A 15,034-nucleotide genomic window follows, 5' to 3' on the forward strand; every position below is an offset into this window, starting at 1 on the left:
ATGTGTGGCGATCCACGACGGAACCGCACAGGGCACTGTGGGATTTCTCCAGCGGCAGCGCGTCCAGCGGCCCGGTCGGCGGCCTCGTTCCCGACCGCTGGTCGGCTCCTCCTTGGTGGACGGCCGGAGCGGGTCTAGCATTGCCCCTCGTGCTCGCGCGACATTCGTGCGCATGGAAGGACATCGTCCGATGGCTCTCGAGAAGCTCACGCTGGCTCCCGACTTCGAACTCGCGAATCAGTACGGCGAGCGCATCCAGCTCGGCGACTTCCACGGGCGGCGCAACGTCGCCCTCGTCTTCTTCCCCCTCGCCTTCTCCGGCACCTGCACCGGCGAGTTCTGCGCACTGCGCGAGAACCTCTCGCTGTTCGAGCACGCGGAGGTCGAGCTGATCGGCATCTCCGTCGACTCCAAGCACACCCTGCGCGCCTGGGGCGAGAAGCAGGGCTACGACTTCACGCTGCTCTCCGACTTCTGGCCGCACGGCGACATCGCCAAGCAGTACGGCGTCTTCCTCGAGGGCAAGGGCTACGCGACGCGCGCGACCTTCCTCATCGACAAGGAGGGCGTCATCCGCGACACCTTCATCACCGCCCCCGGCGAGGCCCGCTCGATGGACGACTACCGCGCCGCGATCGACGCGCTCACTCCGGCCCACGCCTGACGCTCTCCGCGAGATGCCACTTGTGACCGCTTTTCAGGGCGTGTCGCGTGCGCAAGTGGCATCTCGCGGGAGGGGTGCAGGGGTGCACTCGCCAGGGCGTCAGTTGAGGATGTTCACGGCTCGGGAGATGACCAGGGCCAGCAGGACGAAGCCGGTGAAGCCCTCGAGGGCCATCAGGAGCTTGACCCGGCTGGAGAGCGGCATGGTGTCGGTGGGGCTGAACGCCATGGTGTTCGTCGTCGAGACGTAGAGGTAGTCGACGAAGCCCGGGCGCCAGTCGGCCTTCTCGGAGGAGCCGACCGCCACCTCGCTGACGGTGTCGCGGTAGGTGTCCTGTGGGAAGGCGAAGTCGGCGGGCGGCAGCTGCGAGCGCTCGAGCGTGCCGCGGGAGACGGGGCCGCCGCGGTCGAGCTCCCAGAAGATCAGCGCGTAGGCGACGACGTTGGTGACCCAGACCTGCAGCGCGGTGAGCAGCAGCAGCGGGCCGTCGGCCGAACCGTCGACGAGGTCGATCACGACCCGGACGACGTTGATCTGGTTCGCCGCGGCGAGCACGACCGCGAGGGCGATCGACACTCCGCGGGACCAGCGGGTCTCGGTGTCCAGGCGCCGCGGGTTGACCACGAACAGCGGGATCAGCAGGGCGAGCGTCAGGACCGCCGCGGCGATCCGGACGACCGAGGTGCCGGGATCGTGCCCGACTAGATTGAGCACCACGGCCACGAGGATCGCGGCGGAGGCCGGCCAGCGGCTCTCGGCCCGGCGCCTCGCGCGGGTGTCGTCCGTGTCCGCCATGCGCCGAGAGTAGCGGTGCGAGCCGTGTCGTAGGATCGATCCCGATCGTCCGCGGCCCGGCCGCGACGGGGGCCTTTAGCTCAGTTGGTAGAGCGCCACGTTTACACCGTGGATGTCATCGGTTCGAGCCCGGTAGGGCCCACAGGAGAACCTCGCGAGACCTCGGGTCAGCGGGACTGGCGGCGCTTGTAGGGCTTGGGCTGGCCCTTGACGACCGGGGCGCGGCCGGTGCCCTTCGAGGCCTTGGCCTTGCCGCCGGACTTGGGGGCCTCCTCCGGCTCGTCGCCGAGGGCGGCGAGCTCCTCGCGGGCCGAGGCGAGGCGCTGGCGGCCGGCGGCGGTGAGGGTCGTGGCGGCGGCGCCCGGCTCGAAGAGCGGGCGGCCGAGGTCGAGCTCGACGGCGGCGACAGAGGAGTCGAGCTTCGCGCGGGAGATGCCGAGCTTCTCGGCGGCGCGCACGAAGTGGAGCTCCTCGGCGACGGCCACGAAGTGACGCAGCTGGCTGATCTTCATGAGGAACCCTTCGCGGCCGCTCGCTGCGACCGCCTCCACCCTAGGCGGACGTCGGCACGCGGCGGACACGCGCCCCGGCGCCGACGGACGCTCGCGGACACCCGCCCCCGTCGATACCGGCCCTACGCCGACGGCGTCAGCCGCTGGTCGCCGACGACGCCGAGCAGCCGGAGGGCCTCGGCGGAGGCGGGCGATCCGGCGCGCGGCGTGAGCACCAGCAGCACCTGCGCCTGGTTCTCAGTGAAGAGGGCCTGGCAGTCGACGTCGATCTCGCCGACCTCGGGGTGGCGCAGGGTCTTGTGGTCCTCGAAGCGGGCCGTGACCTCCTGCAGCTCCCAGTAGCGGCGGAACTCCTCGCTCCGACCGAGCAGCGACGCGATGATCCGCCCGGCCAGCGGATCGGCGTCGGGTGCCGCGGCGGCGAAGCGCAGCTGGGCGGTCTGCATCCGCCCCTGGTGCTCGTGCTCGCGCTCGGGGTAGCTGCGGCGGGCCTCGTCGGGGTGCGCGAACCAGCGGTGGATACCGCTGCGGTCCAGGCCGGTCCAGGCGGCGCCGTCGCCGAAGAGGGCACGGGCCAGGCGGTTCTGCACGAGGGTCTCGCCGAGCTCGGTGATCACCAGCGCGGGAGTGTCGTCCAGCCGGTCCAGCACGCGGAGCAGCCCGGGGGAGACGTGCTCGTCGCGCCGGTGCCGGGCGGGCGGGGTCTGCCCGGCGAGCCGGAAGAGGTGGTCGCGCTCGTCGAGGTCCAGGCGCAGCCCGCGGGCGATCGCGGTGAGCATCTGCTCGGACGGCTGCGGTCCGCGCTGCTGCTCCAGCCGCGACCAGTAGTCGGCGGACATGCCGACGGCGGCGGCGATCTCCTCTCGGCGCAGGCCCGCGGTGCGACGGCGCGCTCCGGGCGGCATGCCGACGTCGGACGGCTGCAGCCGCTCGCGTCGGCCGCGGAGGAACTCGGCGAGCGCAGGTCGGTCCATGCGCTCATCCTGCCGGTCCGCGCGCATCGCGGACCAGGGAGCGCCGATCCCTGGATCGTCCAGCCCTTCCGGCCCGCGTGGCGCGGGATGACGCTGGGGTCAGCCGGGCGGGACAGCCCGGGACACGGAGGAGACCACATGAATACCACGGGCAGCACCATCCTGATCACCGGCGCGACCTCGGGCATCGGCCGGGGCCTCGCCGAGCGCTTCCTCGACGCGGGGAACACGGTGATCCTCGGCGGACGCCGCAGCGAGCTGCTGGACGAGTTCACCGCGGCGCACCCCGGCTCGCACTCGGTCGTGATCGACGTCACCGACCCGGAGTCGATCGCCGCCGCGGTCGAGACGGTCACTCGGGAGCACCCCGACCTCGACGTCGTCGTCACGATGGCCGGCATCATGCTGCCGGAGGACCTGCAGGACTCGGGGCACCTCGAGACCGCCGCCGCCATCGTCGAGACGAACCTGCTCGGCACGATCCGCACGCTCACCGCCTTCACGCCGTGGATCGCCGCGAAGCCGGACGGCGTGCTGATGACCGTGTCCTCGGGGCTCGCGTTCGTGCCGCTGCCGGCGACCCCGACCTACAGCGCGACCAAGGCCGCGGTGCACTCCTACACGCAGAGCCTGCGGGCGCAGCTCGCGGAGACTCCGGTCCAGGTGATCGAGCTGGTGCCGCCGGCCGTCCAGACGACGCTGATGGGGCAGCAGGACGACCCGAGCGCGATGCCGCTGGACGAGTTCCTCGACGAGACGGTGCGGATCCTCGCCGCCCGGCCGGAGGTGGAGGAGGTGCTCGTCGACCGGGTGCGCTTCCTCCGCGACGCCGAGGCCGAGGGACGGCACGCCGACGTGCTGGCGCTGCTCAGCAGTCGCCACTGAGCCCGTCGCGGGGCGCAGCCGCCGCTCGGCCGTCGTTCGGCGACGGTTCTCCGGCAGGCGTTGCGCTGGAGCGCTCTCACGCCTACCCTCGCGGGCGTGGCCGGAACCCGAAACCGGCTGCAGAGGAGGCCGATGTGGGCGCGCTCGTCTACAGCGGTGTCGCCTCGATCGACGGCTACACCGTCGACGAGACCGGGGATTTCAGCTGGGCCACGCCCCGCCCCGAGGTGCACCGCTACATCAACGAGATCGAGGCCGGAGTGGGCACGTACCACTACGGGCGCGGGATCTACGAGACCATGCGCGGCTGGGACGCGGGCTACGAGCTCGCCGCGCAGTTCGCGTTCATCCACGACTTCCAGGAGATGTGGCGGAAGGCGGACAAGGTCGTCTACTCGACGACCCTGCCCGCCGTGCGCACCCGCCGCACCCGGCTCGAGCGGACGTTCGATCCGGTGAGCGTGGCGCAGGAGGTCCGCTCGAAGCCGCACGACGTCTCCGTCGGCGGCGCGACCCTCGGGGCGCAGGCGCTGCTCGCCGGCGTGGTCGACGAGATCCGCTGGTACGTCGCACCGCTCGCGGTCGGCGGCGGGACGCCGTTCCTCCCGCACGGCTTCCGCAGCCGTCTCGAGCTCCGGCAGCAGCGCAGCTTCGCGGACGGAACGGTGTTCCTCCGCTACGGCGTGAAGCGCTGACGCAGCCGGGTCGCGGTCGTTCAGTCGCCCGCGGGCTCGTCCGCGCCGACGAGTGCCGCGATCCGGGCGGCGATCCGCGTGCCCTGCGCCCGGCCGGCCTGCGCGGCGGCGGGGCGGACCTCGGGGTCGAGCGAGTTCGGGCCGAAGGCGGCGATCGACGCCTCGTCCGCGTAGACGACCTCGACGCGCGAGCCCGACAGTGCCTCGAGCTCGGCGGTGGGCAGCGTGCCGACACCGGGCGAGCCGATGCCGGGCATCGGCGTGATGACGACCACCCAGTCGGCACCCGCGGCGAGGTCGGCGTTGCTCCCGGAGCGCACCCCGCCGTCCATGTAGCGGACGCCGTCGATGCTCACCGGCGGCCAGACGCCGGGCACCGCGCAGCTGGCGGCGATGGCGTCGACCAGGCCGACGCCGCTCGTGCGGTCGAAGACGGTGAGCGCTCCGGTGGCGGTGTCGATCGCGGTGATCAGGAGGCGCTGCTCGGGCCAGTCGGCGTCGGCGATCCGTGCGGCTATGACGTCGCGGCGGGACTCCTCGGACAGGGTCGCGGTCTCGAGGGCGAGCACGCCGATGCGGCGCCGGGCGTCCTCGGGCGAGGTCGCGCCCTCGATCGCGGCGGCGTAGCTCGCCTGCAGGCGCTCGACGTCGACGACGGCGCCGATCTCGGCGGACTCCTCGCGCAGCTGGGACTCGTAGGCCTCGTCGAGGCCGACGGAGGTGCTCAGCTGCGAGGCGACGGCGGAGCCGGCCGAGGTGCCGATCAGGGTCGTGGCGGGGTCGAGGAGGAGGCGGGCCGCCTCGGGCGAGGCGTCGCTGAGGCCGCGGACGATGCCGAGCTCCCAGGCGATTCCGGCGAGGCCGCCTCCGGCGAGGACGAGGGCTCCGGGCATGGGTGGTCCTTTCGATGGTGCGTTGAGGGGTGCTGCCAGCCTGGCCCCCGAGGCTGGGAGGCGCCGGCCGGTGGCGCGTGTCCGGCGGTGGTCAGGCGCGGGCTGCGGCGATGGCGTCGGCCGCGAGCCGCGTCGAGCTGTCGCGGTCGCGGAGCCAGAGCGGGACCGAGTGGACGCGCAGTCCCGTGCCGTCGAGGGCGCCGACGGCCGCCGCGTCCTCCTCGCCGACCAGCCACGCGTCGACCAGGCCGCCGGCCGAGCGCGCGCCGTAGTGCCGGCCCACCGCCTCCGCCGAGGTCTCGACGCCGATGGCGGGCAGGCAGTGGTCGGCCATGCCGCGCACCACGGCGCCGCCGATGATCGGCGAGACGCCGACGACCGGAGCCGAGGTGGTCCGCACGGCCTCCGCGATGCCGGGCACGCCGAGGATCGTCCCGATCGACACCACCGGGTTCGACGGCGCGATCAGGACCGCGTCGGTGTCGGCGATCGCGTCGAGCACGCCCGGGGCGGGCCGCGCCTCCTCGACGCCCTGCTGCACGAAGCGGCGGGCGGGCACCGACGCGCGCAGCCGCACCCACCACTCCTCGAAGTGCAGCAGCCGGACGCCCTCGCCGGGCAGGTCGACCTCGACGTGGGTCTCGACGTCGGAGTCGGACATCGGCAGCAGGCGGACGCCGAGCGGCCAGCGCGCGGTGATCCGCTCGGTGGCCTCGGAGAGGGTCAGCCCGTCCCGCAGCATCGAGGTGCGGGCGAGGTGCGTGCCGATGTCGAGGTCGCCGAGGGTGAACCACGGCCAGCCGACGCCGAACGCGGTCAGCTCGGCCGAGACGCGCTCGCTCTCGCCGGCCCGGCCCCAGCCGCGCTCGGTGTCGTTGACACCGGCGAGCGCGTAGGTGAGCGAGTCGAGGTCGGGGCAGACCTTGAGGCCCGTCAGCCACATGTCGTCGCCGGTGTTGGCGACGACCGTGATCTCGGAGGGACCGCCGCCGGCCGCCTCGAGGTCGCGGAGGTGCTCGCGCACCGCGGAGGTGAAACGGGCGCCGCCGACGCCGCCGGCCAGGATCGTGATGCGCATCCGTCGACGCTACCGCGGACCGCGGACACCGCGGATTCCGAAGGACCGGCGCCTTAATGCTGCGGATCCGCGCCGGAAACACCCGGGAAACGTCGGAGGACGACGATGAACCCCTGTCCGGCGCACGGAGCGAAGGCGGTCATTGCCTTCGACCCTCGCGCGGACCACAGTGAGACCACGGCCCCTCGGCCCCGCCTCCCGCGTCTCGCGGGACCTCGGCGGAGCCTCGACCGGGCCGACCGAAGCATGGAGGTACCGATGACCATCGTCCGCGCAGCGATCACCCAGACCACGTGGACCGGCGACAAGGAGTCGATGCTCGACAAGCACGAGCAGTTCGCCCGCGACGCCGCCGCCCAGGGAGCGCAGATCGTCTGCTTCCAGGAGCTGTTCTACGGCCCGTACTTCGGCATCACCGAGGACACGAAGTACTACCGCTACGCCGAGCCCGCCGACGGCCCGATCGTGCAGCGCTTCGCCGCGCTGGCCAAGGAGCTCGGCACGGTGATGATCCTGCCGATCTACGAGGAGGACATCACCGGCGTCTACTACAACACCGCCGTGGTCGTCGACGCCGACGGCACGATCCTCGGGAAGTACCGCAAGCACCACATCCCGCACCTCGACCGCTTCTGGGAGAAGTTCTACTTCCGTCCCGGCAACCTCGGCTACCCGGTCTTCGACACCGCGGTCGGCAAGGTCGGCGTCTACATCTGCTACGACCGGCACTTCCCCGAGGGCTGGCGCGAGCTGGGCCTGAACGGCGCGCACATGGTGTTCAACCCGAACGCGACCAAGCCCGGTCTCTCGAACCGCCTGTGGGAGGTGGAGGGCCCGTGCGCCGCCGTGGCGAACGGCTACTTCGTGCTCCAGCCCAACCGGGTCGGCCGCGAGGACAACGAGTACGGCGAGCTGGCCGTCGACTTCTACGGCACGAGCCAGGTCATCGACCCGCGCGGGAACTTCGTCGGCGAGCGCGGCTCGGGCGACAGCGAGGAGATCCTGATCCGCGATCTCGACCTCGACATGGTGCAGCAGATGCGCGACGACTGGCAGTTCTACCGCGACCGCCGTCCGGACTCGTACACGAGCATCCCGAAGCCCTGACCGCTGACGACCCGACCGCGCGACCGCCGCAGCACCGGAACCACCGAGGAGCATCGATGAAGACCCTCATCACGAACGGCACGGTCGTCAACGCGACCGGCACCGCCATCGCCGACGTCCTGATCGACGGCGAGACCATCGCCGCGGTGCTCGCGCCCGGCTCGACGCTGCTGGGCTTCGACCTGGCGGCGAACGTCGACCGCGTCATCGACGCGGCCGGCAAGTACGTCATCCCGGGCGGGATCGACGCGCACACGCACATGGAGATGCCGTTCGGCGGCACCTTCGCCTCGGACACCTTCGAGACCGGCACCCGGGCCGCGGCCTGGGGCGGGACCACGTCGATCGTCGACTTCGTGGTGCAGTACCCCGGCGAGAGCGTCGTCGACCGCTACCAGGCCTGGCAGGAGAAGGCGGCCGGCAACTGCGCGATCGACTACGGCTTCCACCAGATCCTCTCCGACGTGCAGGACTCGTCCCTGGTGGCGATGGACGAGCTGATGAACGAGGGCGTGACCAGCTTCAAGCTCTTCATGGCCTACAAGGGCGTGTTCCTCTCGGACGACGGGCAGATCCTGCGGGCGTTCCAGAAGGGCGCGTCCAAGGGCGCGATGATGATGATGCACGCCGAGAACGGCGCGATCATCGACGAGCTGGTGAAGCAGTCGCTCGCCGCCGGCAACACCTCGCCCTACTTCCACGGGACCTCGCGGCCGTGGCAGGCGGAGGAGGAGGCGACGCACCGGGCGATCATGATCGCCGACCTCACCGGCGCGCCGCTCTACGTGGTGCACGTGTCGGCGAAGCAGGCGGTGGAGCAGATCGCGCAGGCCCGCGACCGCGGGATGAACGTCTTCGGCGAGACCTGCCCGCAGTACCTCTACCTCTCGCTCGAGGAGCAGCTGGGTGCGCCCGGCTTCGAGGGCGCGAAGTGGGTGTGCTCGACGCCGCTGCGCTCGAAGGCGGAGGGGCACCAGCACCACATGTGGCAGTCGCTGCGGACCAACGACATCCAGATGGTCTCCACCGACCACTGCCCCTTCTGCATGAAGGGCCAGAAGGACATGGGCGTCGGCGACTTCTCGAAGATCCCGAACGGCATCGGCTCGGTCGAGCACCGGATGGACCTGATGTACCAGGGCGTCGTGTCCGGGCAGATCTCGCTGCCGCGCTGGGTGGAGCTCACCTCGACGACTCCGGCGCGGATGTTCGGGATGTACGGGAAGAAGGGCGTGATCCAGCCCGGCGCCGACGGCGACGTCGTCGTCTACGACCCGAACGGGCACACCTCGATCGGCATCGGCGAGGGCCGCAGCCACCACATGAACATGGACTACTCCGCCTGGGAGGGCTTCGAGATCGACGGCCACGTCGACACGGTGATCTCCCGCGGCAAGGTCGTCGTCGACGACGGCGACTACATCGGCGCCAAGGGCGACGGGAAGTACATCAAGCGGGGTCTCTCGCAGTACTTGATCTGACCTGAAGTCCTCTTTTCCCACCGCAACGAAGGAAGCCCCATGGACTTCGGAGTCGTCCTCCAGACCAACCCGCCCGCCTCGCGCACCGTCGCGCTCGCCGTCCTCGCCGAGACCCACGGCTTCGACTACGCGTGGACGTTCGACTCGCACCTGCTCTGGCAGGAGCCGTACGTCATCTACTCGCAGATCCTCGAGAAGACCCACCGGATCACCGTCGGCCCGATGGTGACCAACCCGGCGACCCGCGACTGGACCGTCATCGCCTCGCTGCACGCGACCCTCAACGAGATGTACGGCAACCGCACCGTCTGCGGCATCGGCCGCGGCGACTCCGCCGTCCGCGTCACCGGCGGTGCTCCCACCACGCTGAAGACGCTGCGGGAGTCGATCCACGTCATCCGCGAGCTCGCCAACAGCCGCTCGGTCGAGTACAACGGCTCGACCCTGCAGTTCCCGTGGAGCCGCGGCTCCTCGCTCGAGATGTGGGTGGCCGCCTACGGGCCGCTCGCGCTGAAGCTGGCGGGGGAGACGGGCGACGGCTTCATCCTGCAGCTCGCCGACCTCGACATCGCGCGCTGGATGATCCAGACGGTGAAGGATGCCGCGGCGAACGTCGGCCGCGACCCGGAGTCGCTGCAGTTCTGCGTCGCGGCGCCGATGTACATCGGGACCGACCGCGCGCACATGTACGACCAGTGCCGCTGGTTCGGCGGGATGGTCGGCAACCACGTCGCCGATATCGTCGGCCGCTACGGCACGAGCGGCGCCGTCCCGCAGGCGCTGACCGACTACATCGCCGGGCGCGAGGGCTACGACTACAACGAGCACGGGCGGGCCGGCAACTCGCACACCGCGTTCGTGCCCGACGAGATCGTCGAGCGCTTCTGCGTCCTCGGCACCGCCGACGAGCACATCGCGAAGCTGACGGCGCTCGCCGAGATCGGCGTCACGCAGTTCGCCGGCTACCTCCAGCACGACAACAAGGAGGAGACGCTGCGCGTGTACGGCGAGCGCGTCATCCCGGCCCTCGGCCCGCACATCGTGGCCAAGGCATGAGGTCGCCGGCCGCGACGCGCGGGGTCCTGCTCGGCGCGGCCGGGCTGCTCCTGCTCGCGGTGCTCTGGGAGGTCTACAAGGCCCTCGGGCCGGAGACCGGCGTCGTCGTCGGCGACGTCACCGTGCTCCCGCGCACCAGCGCCATCGCGATGCCGCACCTCTGGGAGATCGCCGGCCGGCTCGGGGAGCCGATCACCGGCGCCCGCGACGCGCCGGTGCTCTGGCTCGCGGTGCTGCAGGCCAGCGCCTTCTCGCTCGGGGTCGCGGCCGTGGGCTGGGTCGTCGGCGTGGTCGTCGGGCTGCTGCTCGCGGTGCTGATGCAGCGCTTCCGCACGGCCGAGTCGGCGGTGCTGCCGTGGATCGTGCTGAGCCAGACGGTGCCGCTGATCGCGATCGCGCCGCTGGTGCGCCGCTGGGGCTCGCAGCTCGAGCTCGGCGCGTTCACCTGGGAGAACTGGATGTCGGTGGCGCTGATCGCCTCCTACCTCGCCTTCTTCCCGGTCTCGATCGGGGCGCTGCGCGGACTGAACGCGCCGTCGGCGCACCAGGTCGAGCTGATGCGCGTCTACGGCGTCGGCTGGTGGAAGACGCTGCTGCGGCTGCGCCTCCCCGCGAGCGTGCCGTTCCTGCTTCCGGCGCTGCGGCTCGGCGCCGTCAGCGCCGTGATCGGCACCGTCGTCGCCGAGGTCTCGATCGGCCTGCGCGGCGGCATCGGCCGCATGATCATCGAGTTCGCCTCCTCCGCCGGGGGAGACCCCGCCAAGCCCTGGGCGCCGATCCTGGGCGCGGTGCTGGTGGGCCTCGCGGCCGCCGGCGTCGTCGGCCTGATCGGCACCGCCCTCCGTCCGTTCCGCAGAGGGGAGCAGCCCGCATGAGCGCTGCCGAACCGGCCGTCGTCGTCGACTCCGTCACGAAGACGTTCACCACGAAGAAGAGCACGAGCGTCACCGCGCTCGACACCGTCTCGCTCGAGATCGCCGCGGGGGAGTTCGTGTCGCTGATCGGGCCCTCCGGCTGCGGCAAGTCGACACTGCTGCGCCTGATCGCCGACCTCGACGAGCCGACCTCGGGCACGATCTCGGTGTTCGGCACGACGGCGCGGCAGGCGCGGCTCGACCAGGAGTACGGGATCGCGTTCCAGCAGGCGGGGCTGCTGCCCTGGCGGAGCATCCGCGCGAACATCGCGCTGCCGCTCGAGCTGCACGGCGTCGGCACCGCGGCCCGCCGGTCGCGGGTCGACGAGATGCTGGCGCTCGTGGGGCTCGTCGACTTCGCCGACTCCTACCCCGACCAGCTCTCCGGCGGGATGCAGCAGCGGGTCGCCATCGCGCGCGCCCTCGCCGAGAGCCCCCGGCTGCTGCTGATGGACGAGCCCTTCGGCGCCCTCGACGAGATGACCCGCGAGCGGATGCAGACCGAGCTGCTGCGCATCCGGAGCGAGACGGGGGCCGCCGTGGTCTTCGTGACGCACTCGATCCCGGAGGCGGTGTTCCTCTCCGACCGCGTGGTGGTGATGTCGCCGCGGCCCGGGCGGATCCGCGACGTGCTGCGGATCGCGCTGCCGGACTCCTCCGAGCGCGAGGCGGGGGTGCGCGAGGACGCGGCGTTCTTCTCGGACGTCGGGGCCGTGCGCGAGCTGCTGCACGGCGACGCCGCGGCGGTGCCGCGCGGGGTGGAGAACCGGTGAGCAGCCCCGCGCTCGCCCGGGCGGTGGTCGCGCCGCTCGTGCTCGGCATCGCGGCGCTGCTGCTCTGGCAGGTCGGCGTCACGGCGCTCGACGTGCAGCCGTTCGTGCTGCCCTCGCCGCTCGCGATCGGGGCGGAGTTCGCGCAGAACGCGGGCTCGGTCCTGGCCGGGAGCCGGGTGACCGGCGGCAACGCGCTGATCGGGCTGGTCGCCGGGGCGGTGCTCGCGGTGCTCGTCGCCGGGGTGTCCGCGCTGGTGCGGGTCTTCGACGGGCTGGTGGCGGCGATCGTCGCCGCGGCGGCCGTCGTGCCGATCGTGGCGCTCGCCCCCGTGCTCTACACGATGTTCGGCGCCAACGTCGAGACGGCCCGGCAGCTCGTGGCGGCGCTCGCGGTCTTCGTGCCGGTGTACGTCAACACCCTGCGCGGGCTCCGACAGGCGGCACCCGTGCACCGCGACCTGATGCGCGCCTACGCCGCCTCGCCGTGGCAGACGGCGCGGACGATCACCCTGCCCGGGGCGGTGCCGTTCTTCTTCACGGGGCTGCGGATCGCCTCCTCGCTCGCCGTGATCTCGGCGCTCGTCGCCGAGTACTTCGGCGGACCGATCGGGGGCCTGGGCAAGTCGATCACCTCGGCGGCGTCGGGCAGCGACTACGCGCTCGCCTACGCCTACGTGCTCGGGGCCGTGCTCGTCGGCCTCGTCTTCTACTGCGTCACCGCGGGCCTCGAGGCGCTCGCGCTGCGGCGCAGCCACGCGCGCTGAGGCGCGTCCCTCAACTCCCGCCGGCTCGCGCCGGACGGGCACTTCGGCTCCACCCGAACGCACCACCCGCACCACTGCACGCGCACCATCCGCACCACGGCACTCGCTCCATCCGCTCCACCGCTCCATCCGCACCACGGCACTGACGGCCCGTCCGGGCCGCATCCCGCACCGCACCGCACCAGGAGGAACAGTGAACAGACGCACGCGCATCGCGATGACGACCACGGCGGGGCTCGCCGCCGTCGGCCTCGCGCTCACCGGTTGCAGCGCATCCAGTGACACCGGCTCGGGAGCCTCGGGGGACTCGGGTGATCTCACGCCCGTCACCCTGCAGCTCCAGTGGGTCGCCCAGGCCCAGTTCGCCGGCTACTACGCCGCTGTCGACCAGGGCTACTACGAGGACGAGGGCCTCGACGTGACCATCGCCGAGGGCGGCGGCGACATCGTCCCGCAGGACGTCCTCGCCTCCGGAGACGCCGACTACGCGATCTCCTGGGTCCCGAAGGTCCTCGGCTCGATCGAGAACGGCGCGAACATCACCGATGTCGCGCAGATCTTCGAGCGCAGCGCCACCACGCAGATCTCGTTCAAGGACAAGGGCATCACCTCGCCCGCCGACCTCGCGGGCAAGCAGGTCGGCAGCTGGGGCTACGGCAACGAGTGGGAGCTCTTCGCCGGCATGCAGAAGGACGGGGTCTCGCTCGACGACATCTCGCTCGTGCAGCAGCAGTTCGACATGAACGGCTTCCTCGCGGGCGACATCGACGCGGCGCAGGCGATGACCTACAACGAGTACGCGCAGGTCCTCGAGTCGACGAACCCGGCCACGGGCGAGCTGTACACGCCCGACGACCTCAACGTGATCAGCTGGAACGACGTCGGCACGGCGATGCTGCAGGACGCGATCTGGGCCGACGCGGACAAGCTCTCGAGCGACGACGCATACGCCGAGCAGACCGTCGCCTTCATCAAGGCGTCGATCAAGGGCTGGATCTACGCGAAGGACAACCCGCAGGAGGCGGCGGACATCGTCACCGCGGCCGGCTCCACGCTCGGCACGAGCCACCAGCTCTGGATGACCAACGAGGTCAACAAGCTGATCTGGCCTTCCACGAACGGCGTCGGCATGATCGACCAGGCGGCCTGGGACCAGACGGTCGACATCGCCAAGACGACGGAGAACGAGACCGGCGCGACCATCATCAGCGACGACCCGCCGGAGACCGCCTACTCGAACGAGTACGTCGAGAAGGCGCTCGCCGAGCTCGCGGACGAGGGCGTCGACACCAGCGGCGCCGACTACGAGCCGATCGAGGTGACCCTGGAGGCCGGCGGCGCCTGACGCGCCCCCCTCCCACTGACCACCCTCTCCACTCCGCAGAAGTTGCGGTAGTCGATCCCGGCTACCGCAACTTTTGCGTGTTGACTCTCTGCTTCGCCGCGGCGGCGGAAGCGGGACTCTGCGACTCCGCGGAAGTTGCGGTAGTCGATCGCGACTACCGCAACTTTTGAGGAGTGGGGGTGCGGGGCGTCGGCGGGATCCGCCGGACCTCCGCCCGGGCGTGGCGCGGGGGACTAGGCTCGATCCTCGTGACTACTTTCAAGAAGACGCCGTTCACCGTGAACGTGCGCGACATCGTGAACCGCCCGGGGGAGATGCGCGAGCACCGTCTCGACCTCGAGGCGCCCGAGGCCTTCGGCGAGGGCATCGTCGCCGTCCGCCAGGGCGCGCCGCTCGATCTCGACGTCCGGATCGAGTCGGTGCACGAGGGCATCCTGGCCAGCGTTCAGGTGTCCGCGGAGGCCGTCGGCGAGTGCAGCCGCTGCCTCACCGACATCTCCCTGCCTGTCGATGTCGAGTTCCAGGAACTTTTCGCGTACTCTTCTGACGAAGCTTTCGACTATGAGGTTCACGACGACCACGTGGATCTTGAACCTCTGGTCAGGGATGCGGTGGTGCTGTCGCTGCCGTTCCAGCCGGTCTGCCGGCCGGATTGTCCGGGCCTCGACCCTGTCACGGGGGAGCGGCTGGCCGAGTCCTCCGTGTCCGAGCCCGAGGCTCCGCGCGACTCCAGGTGGGCCGCGCTCGCCGGGTTGGGCGAGTCGGGGACCGGTGGGGCCGCAGCGCCCGGAGCTTCCGCAGACAGTGGTGCCGGCGCCGAGCCGCGCACCGAAGACGACCGAACCTGATCAGCCCCGCCTGATCCGACCGAGCTAGAGAAGAGAGAATCATGGCTGTTCCCAAGAGGAAGAAGTCCCGCGCGAACACCCACGCTCGTCGTTCGCAGTGGAAGGCGGAGGTCCCGCCCCTGGTGAAGACCGTCGAGAACGGCAAGACCGTCTACAGCCTCCCGCACCGCGCCAAGGTCGTCGAGGACTCCGCGGGCACCGCGCTGTTCCTCGAGTACAAGGGCCGCAAGGTCGCGAACGTCTGATCCAG

17 protein-coding genes and 1 tRNA gene are annotated in these 15,034 nt (G+C 71.3%); 13 read left to right on the forward strand and 5 right to left on the reverse strand.

Annotated features, from left to right (window positions below; translation table 11 throughout):
• Nucleotides 1-190: 190 nt before the first annotated feature.
• On the forward strand, nt 191-664 hold the full coding sequence (locus tag EDF22_RS06125) for a peroxiredoxin (RefSeq protein WP_123703169.1): 474 nt from the start codon (nt 191-193) through the stop codon (nt 662-664).
• A gap of 99 nt (nt 665-763) precedes the next feature.
• On the opposite strand, the gene EDF22_RS06130 is transcribed toward EDF22_RS06125, so the two are convergent.
• Nucleotides 764-1,459, reverse strand: coding sequence for a hypothetical protein (locus tag EDF22_RS06130; RefSeq protein WP_123703171.1), 696 nt, complete (start codon nt 1,457-1,459; stop codon nt 764-766).
• A 69-nt stretch (nt 1,460-1,528) separates the two neighbouring features.
• On the opposite strand from EDF22_RS06130, the gene EDF22_RS06135 reads away from it, so the two are divergent.
• Nucleotides 1,529-1,601, forward strand: a tRNA-Val gene (locus EDF22_RS06135).
• A 25-nt stretch (nt 1,602-1,626) separates the two neighbouring features.
• Here the strand turns inward: EDF22_RS06135 and EDF22_RS06140 are convergent.
• Both EDF22_RS06140 and EDF22_RS06145 read right to left on the reverse strand, forming a co-directional pair.
• Nucleotides 1,627-1,971, reverse strand: coding sequence for a LysR family transcriptional regulator (locus EDF22_RS06140; protein WP_123445667.1), 345 nt, complete (start codon nt 1,969-1,971; stop codon nt 1,627-1,629).
• A 122-nt stretch (nt 1,972-2,093) separates the two neighbouring features.
• The gene (locus tag EDF22_RS06145) at nt 2,094-2,945 is read right to left on the reverse strand and encodes a helix-turn-helix transcriptional regulator (RefSeq protein WP_123703173.1); all 852 of its coding nucleotides are present in this window, start codon (nt 2,943-2,945) and stop codon (nt 2,094-2,096) included.
• Nucleotides 2,946-3,083: 138 nt separating this feature from the next.
• Between EDF22_RS06145 and EDF22_RS06150 the strand changes: the two genes are divergently transcribed.
• Together EDF22_RS06150 and EDF22_RS06155 are read left to right on the forward strand one after the other, a co-directional pair.
• The gene (locus EDF22_RS06150; protein WP_123703175.1) at nt 3,084-3,830 is read left to right on the forward strand and encodes an SDR family oxidoreductase; all 747 of its coding nucleotides are present in this window, start codon (nt 3,084-3,086) and stop codon (nt 3,828-3,830) included.
• Nucleotides 3,831-3,964: 134 nt separating this feature from the next.
• Entirely contained in the window at nt 3,965-4,525 is a 561-nt protein-coding gene (locus EDF22_RS06155) for a dihydrofolate reductase family protein (protein WP_123703177.1), read from the forward strand.
• Nucleotides 4,526-4,545: 20 nt separating this feature from the next.
• Here EDF22_RS06155 and EDF22_RS06160 read toward each other — a convergent pair whose 3' ends face one another.
• A complete protein-coding gene (locus EDF22_RS06160; protein WP_123703179.1) occupies nt 4,546-5,418 on the reverse strand; it encodes a patatin-like phospholipase family protein in 873 nt (290 codons plus the stop codon).
• 91 nt (nt 5,419-5,509) lie between these two features.
• On the reverse strand, nt 5,510-6,496 hold the full coding sequence (cofD, locus tag EDF22_RS06165) for a 2-phospho-L-lactate transferase (protein ID WP_123703181.1): 987 nt from the start codon (nt 6,494-6,496) through the stop codon (nt 5,510-5,512).
• A 258-nt stretch (nt 6,497-6,754) separates the two neighbouring features.
• Here cofD and EDF22_RS06170 point away from each other — a divergent pair, with 258 nt between their 5' ends.
• The 9 genes from EDF22_RS06170 to rpmF all read left to right on the forward strand — a co-directional run bounded on the left by EDF22_RS06170 (nt 6,755) and on the right by rpmF (nt 15,029).
• Nucleotides 6,755-7,603, forward strand: coding sequence for a nitrilase-related carbon-nitrogen hydrolase (locus EDF22_RS06170; RefSeq protein WP_123703183.1), 849 nt, complete (start codon nt 6,755-6,757; stop codon nt 7,601-7,603).
• Nucleotides 7,604-7,659: 56 nt separating this feature from the next.
• Entirely contained in the window at nt 7,660-9,084 is a 1,425-nt protein-coding gene (hydA, locus tag EDF22_RS06175; RefSeq protein ID WP_123703185.1) for a dihydropyrimidinase, read from the forward strand.
• A gap of 39 nt (nt 9,085-9,123) precedes the next feature.
• A complete protein-coding gene (locus EDF22_RS06180) occupies nt 9,124-10,140 on the forward strand; it encodes a TIGR03842 family LLM class F420-dependent oxidoreductase (protein ID WP_123703187.1) in 1,017 nt (338 codons plus the stop codon).
• Nucleotides 10,137-11,015, forward strand: coding sequence for an ABC transporter permease (locus tag EDF22_RS06185; RefSeq protein WP_123703189.1), 879 nt, complete (start codon nt 10,137-10,139; stop codon nt 11,013-11,015). Before EDF22_RS06180 ends, EDF22_RS06185 begins: the two co-directional genes overlap by 4 nt.
• Nucleotides 11,012-11,827 carry an ABC transporter ATP-binding protein gene (locus tag EDF22_RS06190; protein ID WP_123703191.1) on the forward strand — a complete coding sequence of 272 codons (816 nt, stop codon included), beginning with the start codon at nt 11,012-11,014 and terminating at the stop codon, nt 11,825-11,827. The genes EDF22_RS06185 and EDF22_RS06190 overlap by 4 nt, the downstream gene beginning before the upstream one ends.
• Nucleotides 11,824-12,591, forward strand: coding sequence for an ABC transporter permease (locus EDF22_RS06195; protein WP_123703193.1), 768 nt, complete (start codon nt 11,824-11,826; stop codon nt 12,589-12,591). Before EDF22_RS06190 ends, EDF22_RS06195 begins: the two co-directional genes overlap by 4 nt.
• A 193-nt stretch (nt 12,592-12,784) precedes the next feature.
• The gene (locus tag EDF22_RS06200; RefSeq protein WP_260303318.1) at nt 12,785-13,936 is read left to right on the forward strand and encodes an ABC transporter substrate-binding protein; all 1,152 of its coding nucleotides are present in this window, start codon (nt 12,785-12,787) and stop codon (nt 13,934-13,936) included.
• A gap of 248 nt (nt 13,937-14,184) precedes the next feature.
• A complete protein-coding gene (locus EDF22_RS06205) occupies nt 14,185-14,784 on the forward strand; it encodes a DUF177 domain-containing protein (protein WP_372487848.1) in 600 nt (199 codons plus the stop codon).
• A 41-nt stretch (nt 14,785-14,825) separates the two neighbouring features.
• Nucleotides 14,826-15,029 carry a 50S ribosomal protein L32 gene (gene rpmF, locus EDF22_RS06210; RefSeq protein ID WP_123445680.1) on the forward strand — a complete coding sequence of 68 codons (204 nt, stop codon included), beginning with the start codon at nt 14,826-14,828 and terminating at the stop codon, nt 15,027-15,029.
• Nucleotides 15,030-15,034 lie beyond the last annotated feature (5 nt).

Origin of the sequence: Rathayibacter sp. PhB127, from assembly GCF_003751665.1 — a bacterium.
Classification (GTDB): Bacteria; Actinomycetota; Actinomycetes; order Actinomycetales; family Microbacteriaceae; genus Rathayibacter; species Rathayibacter festucae.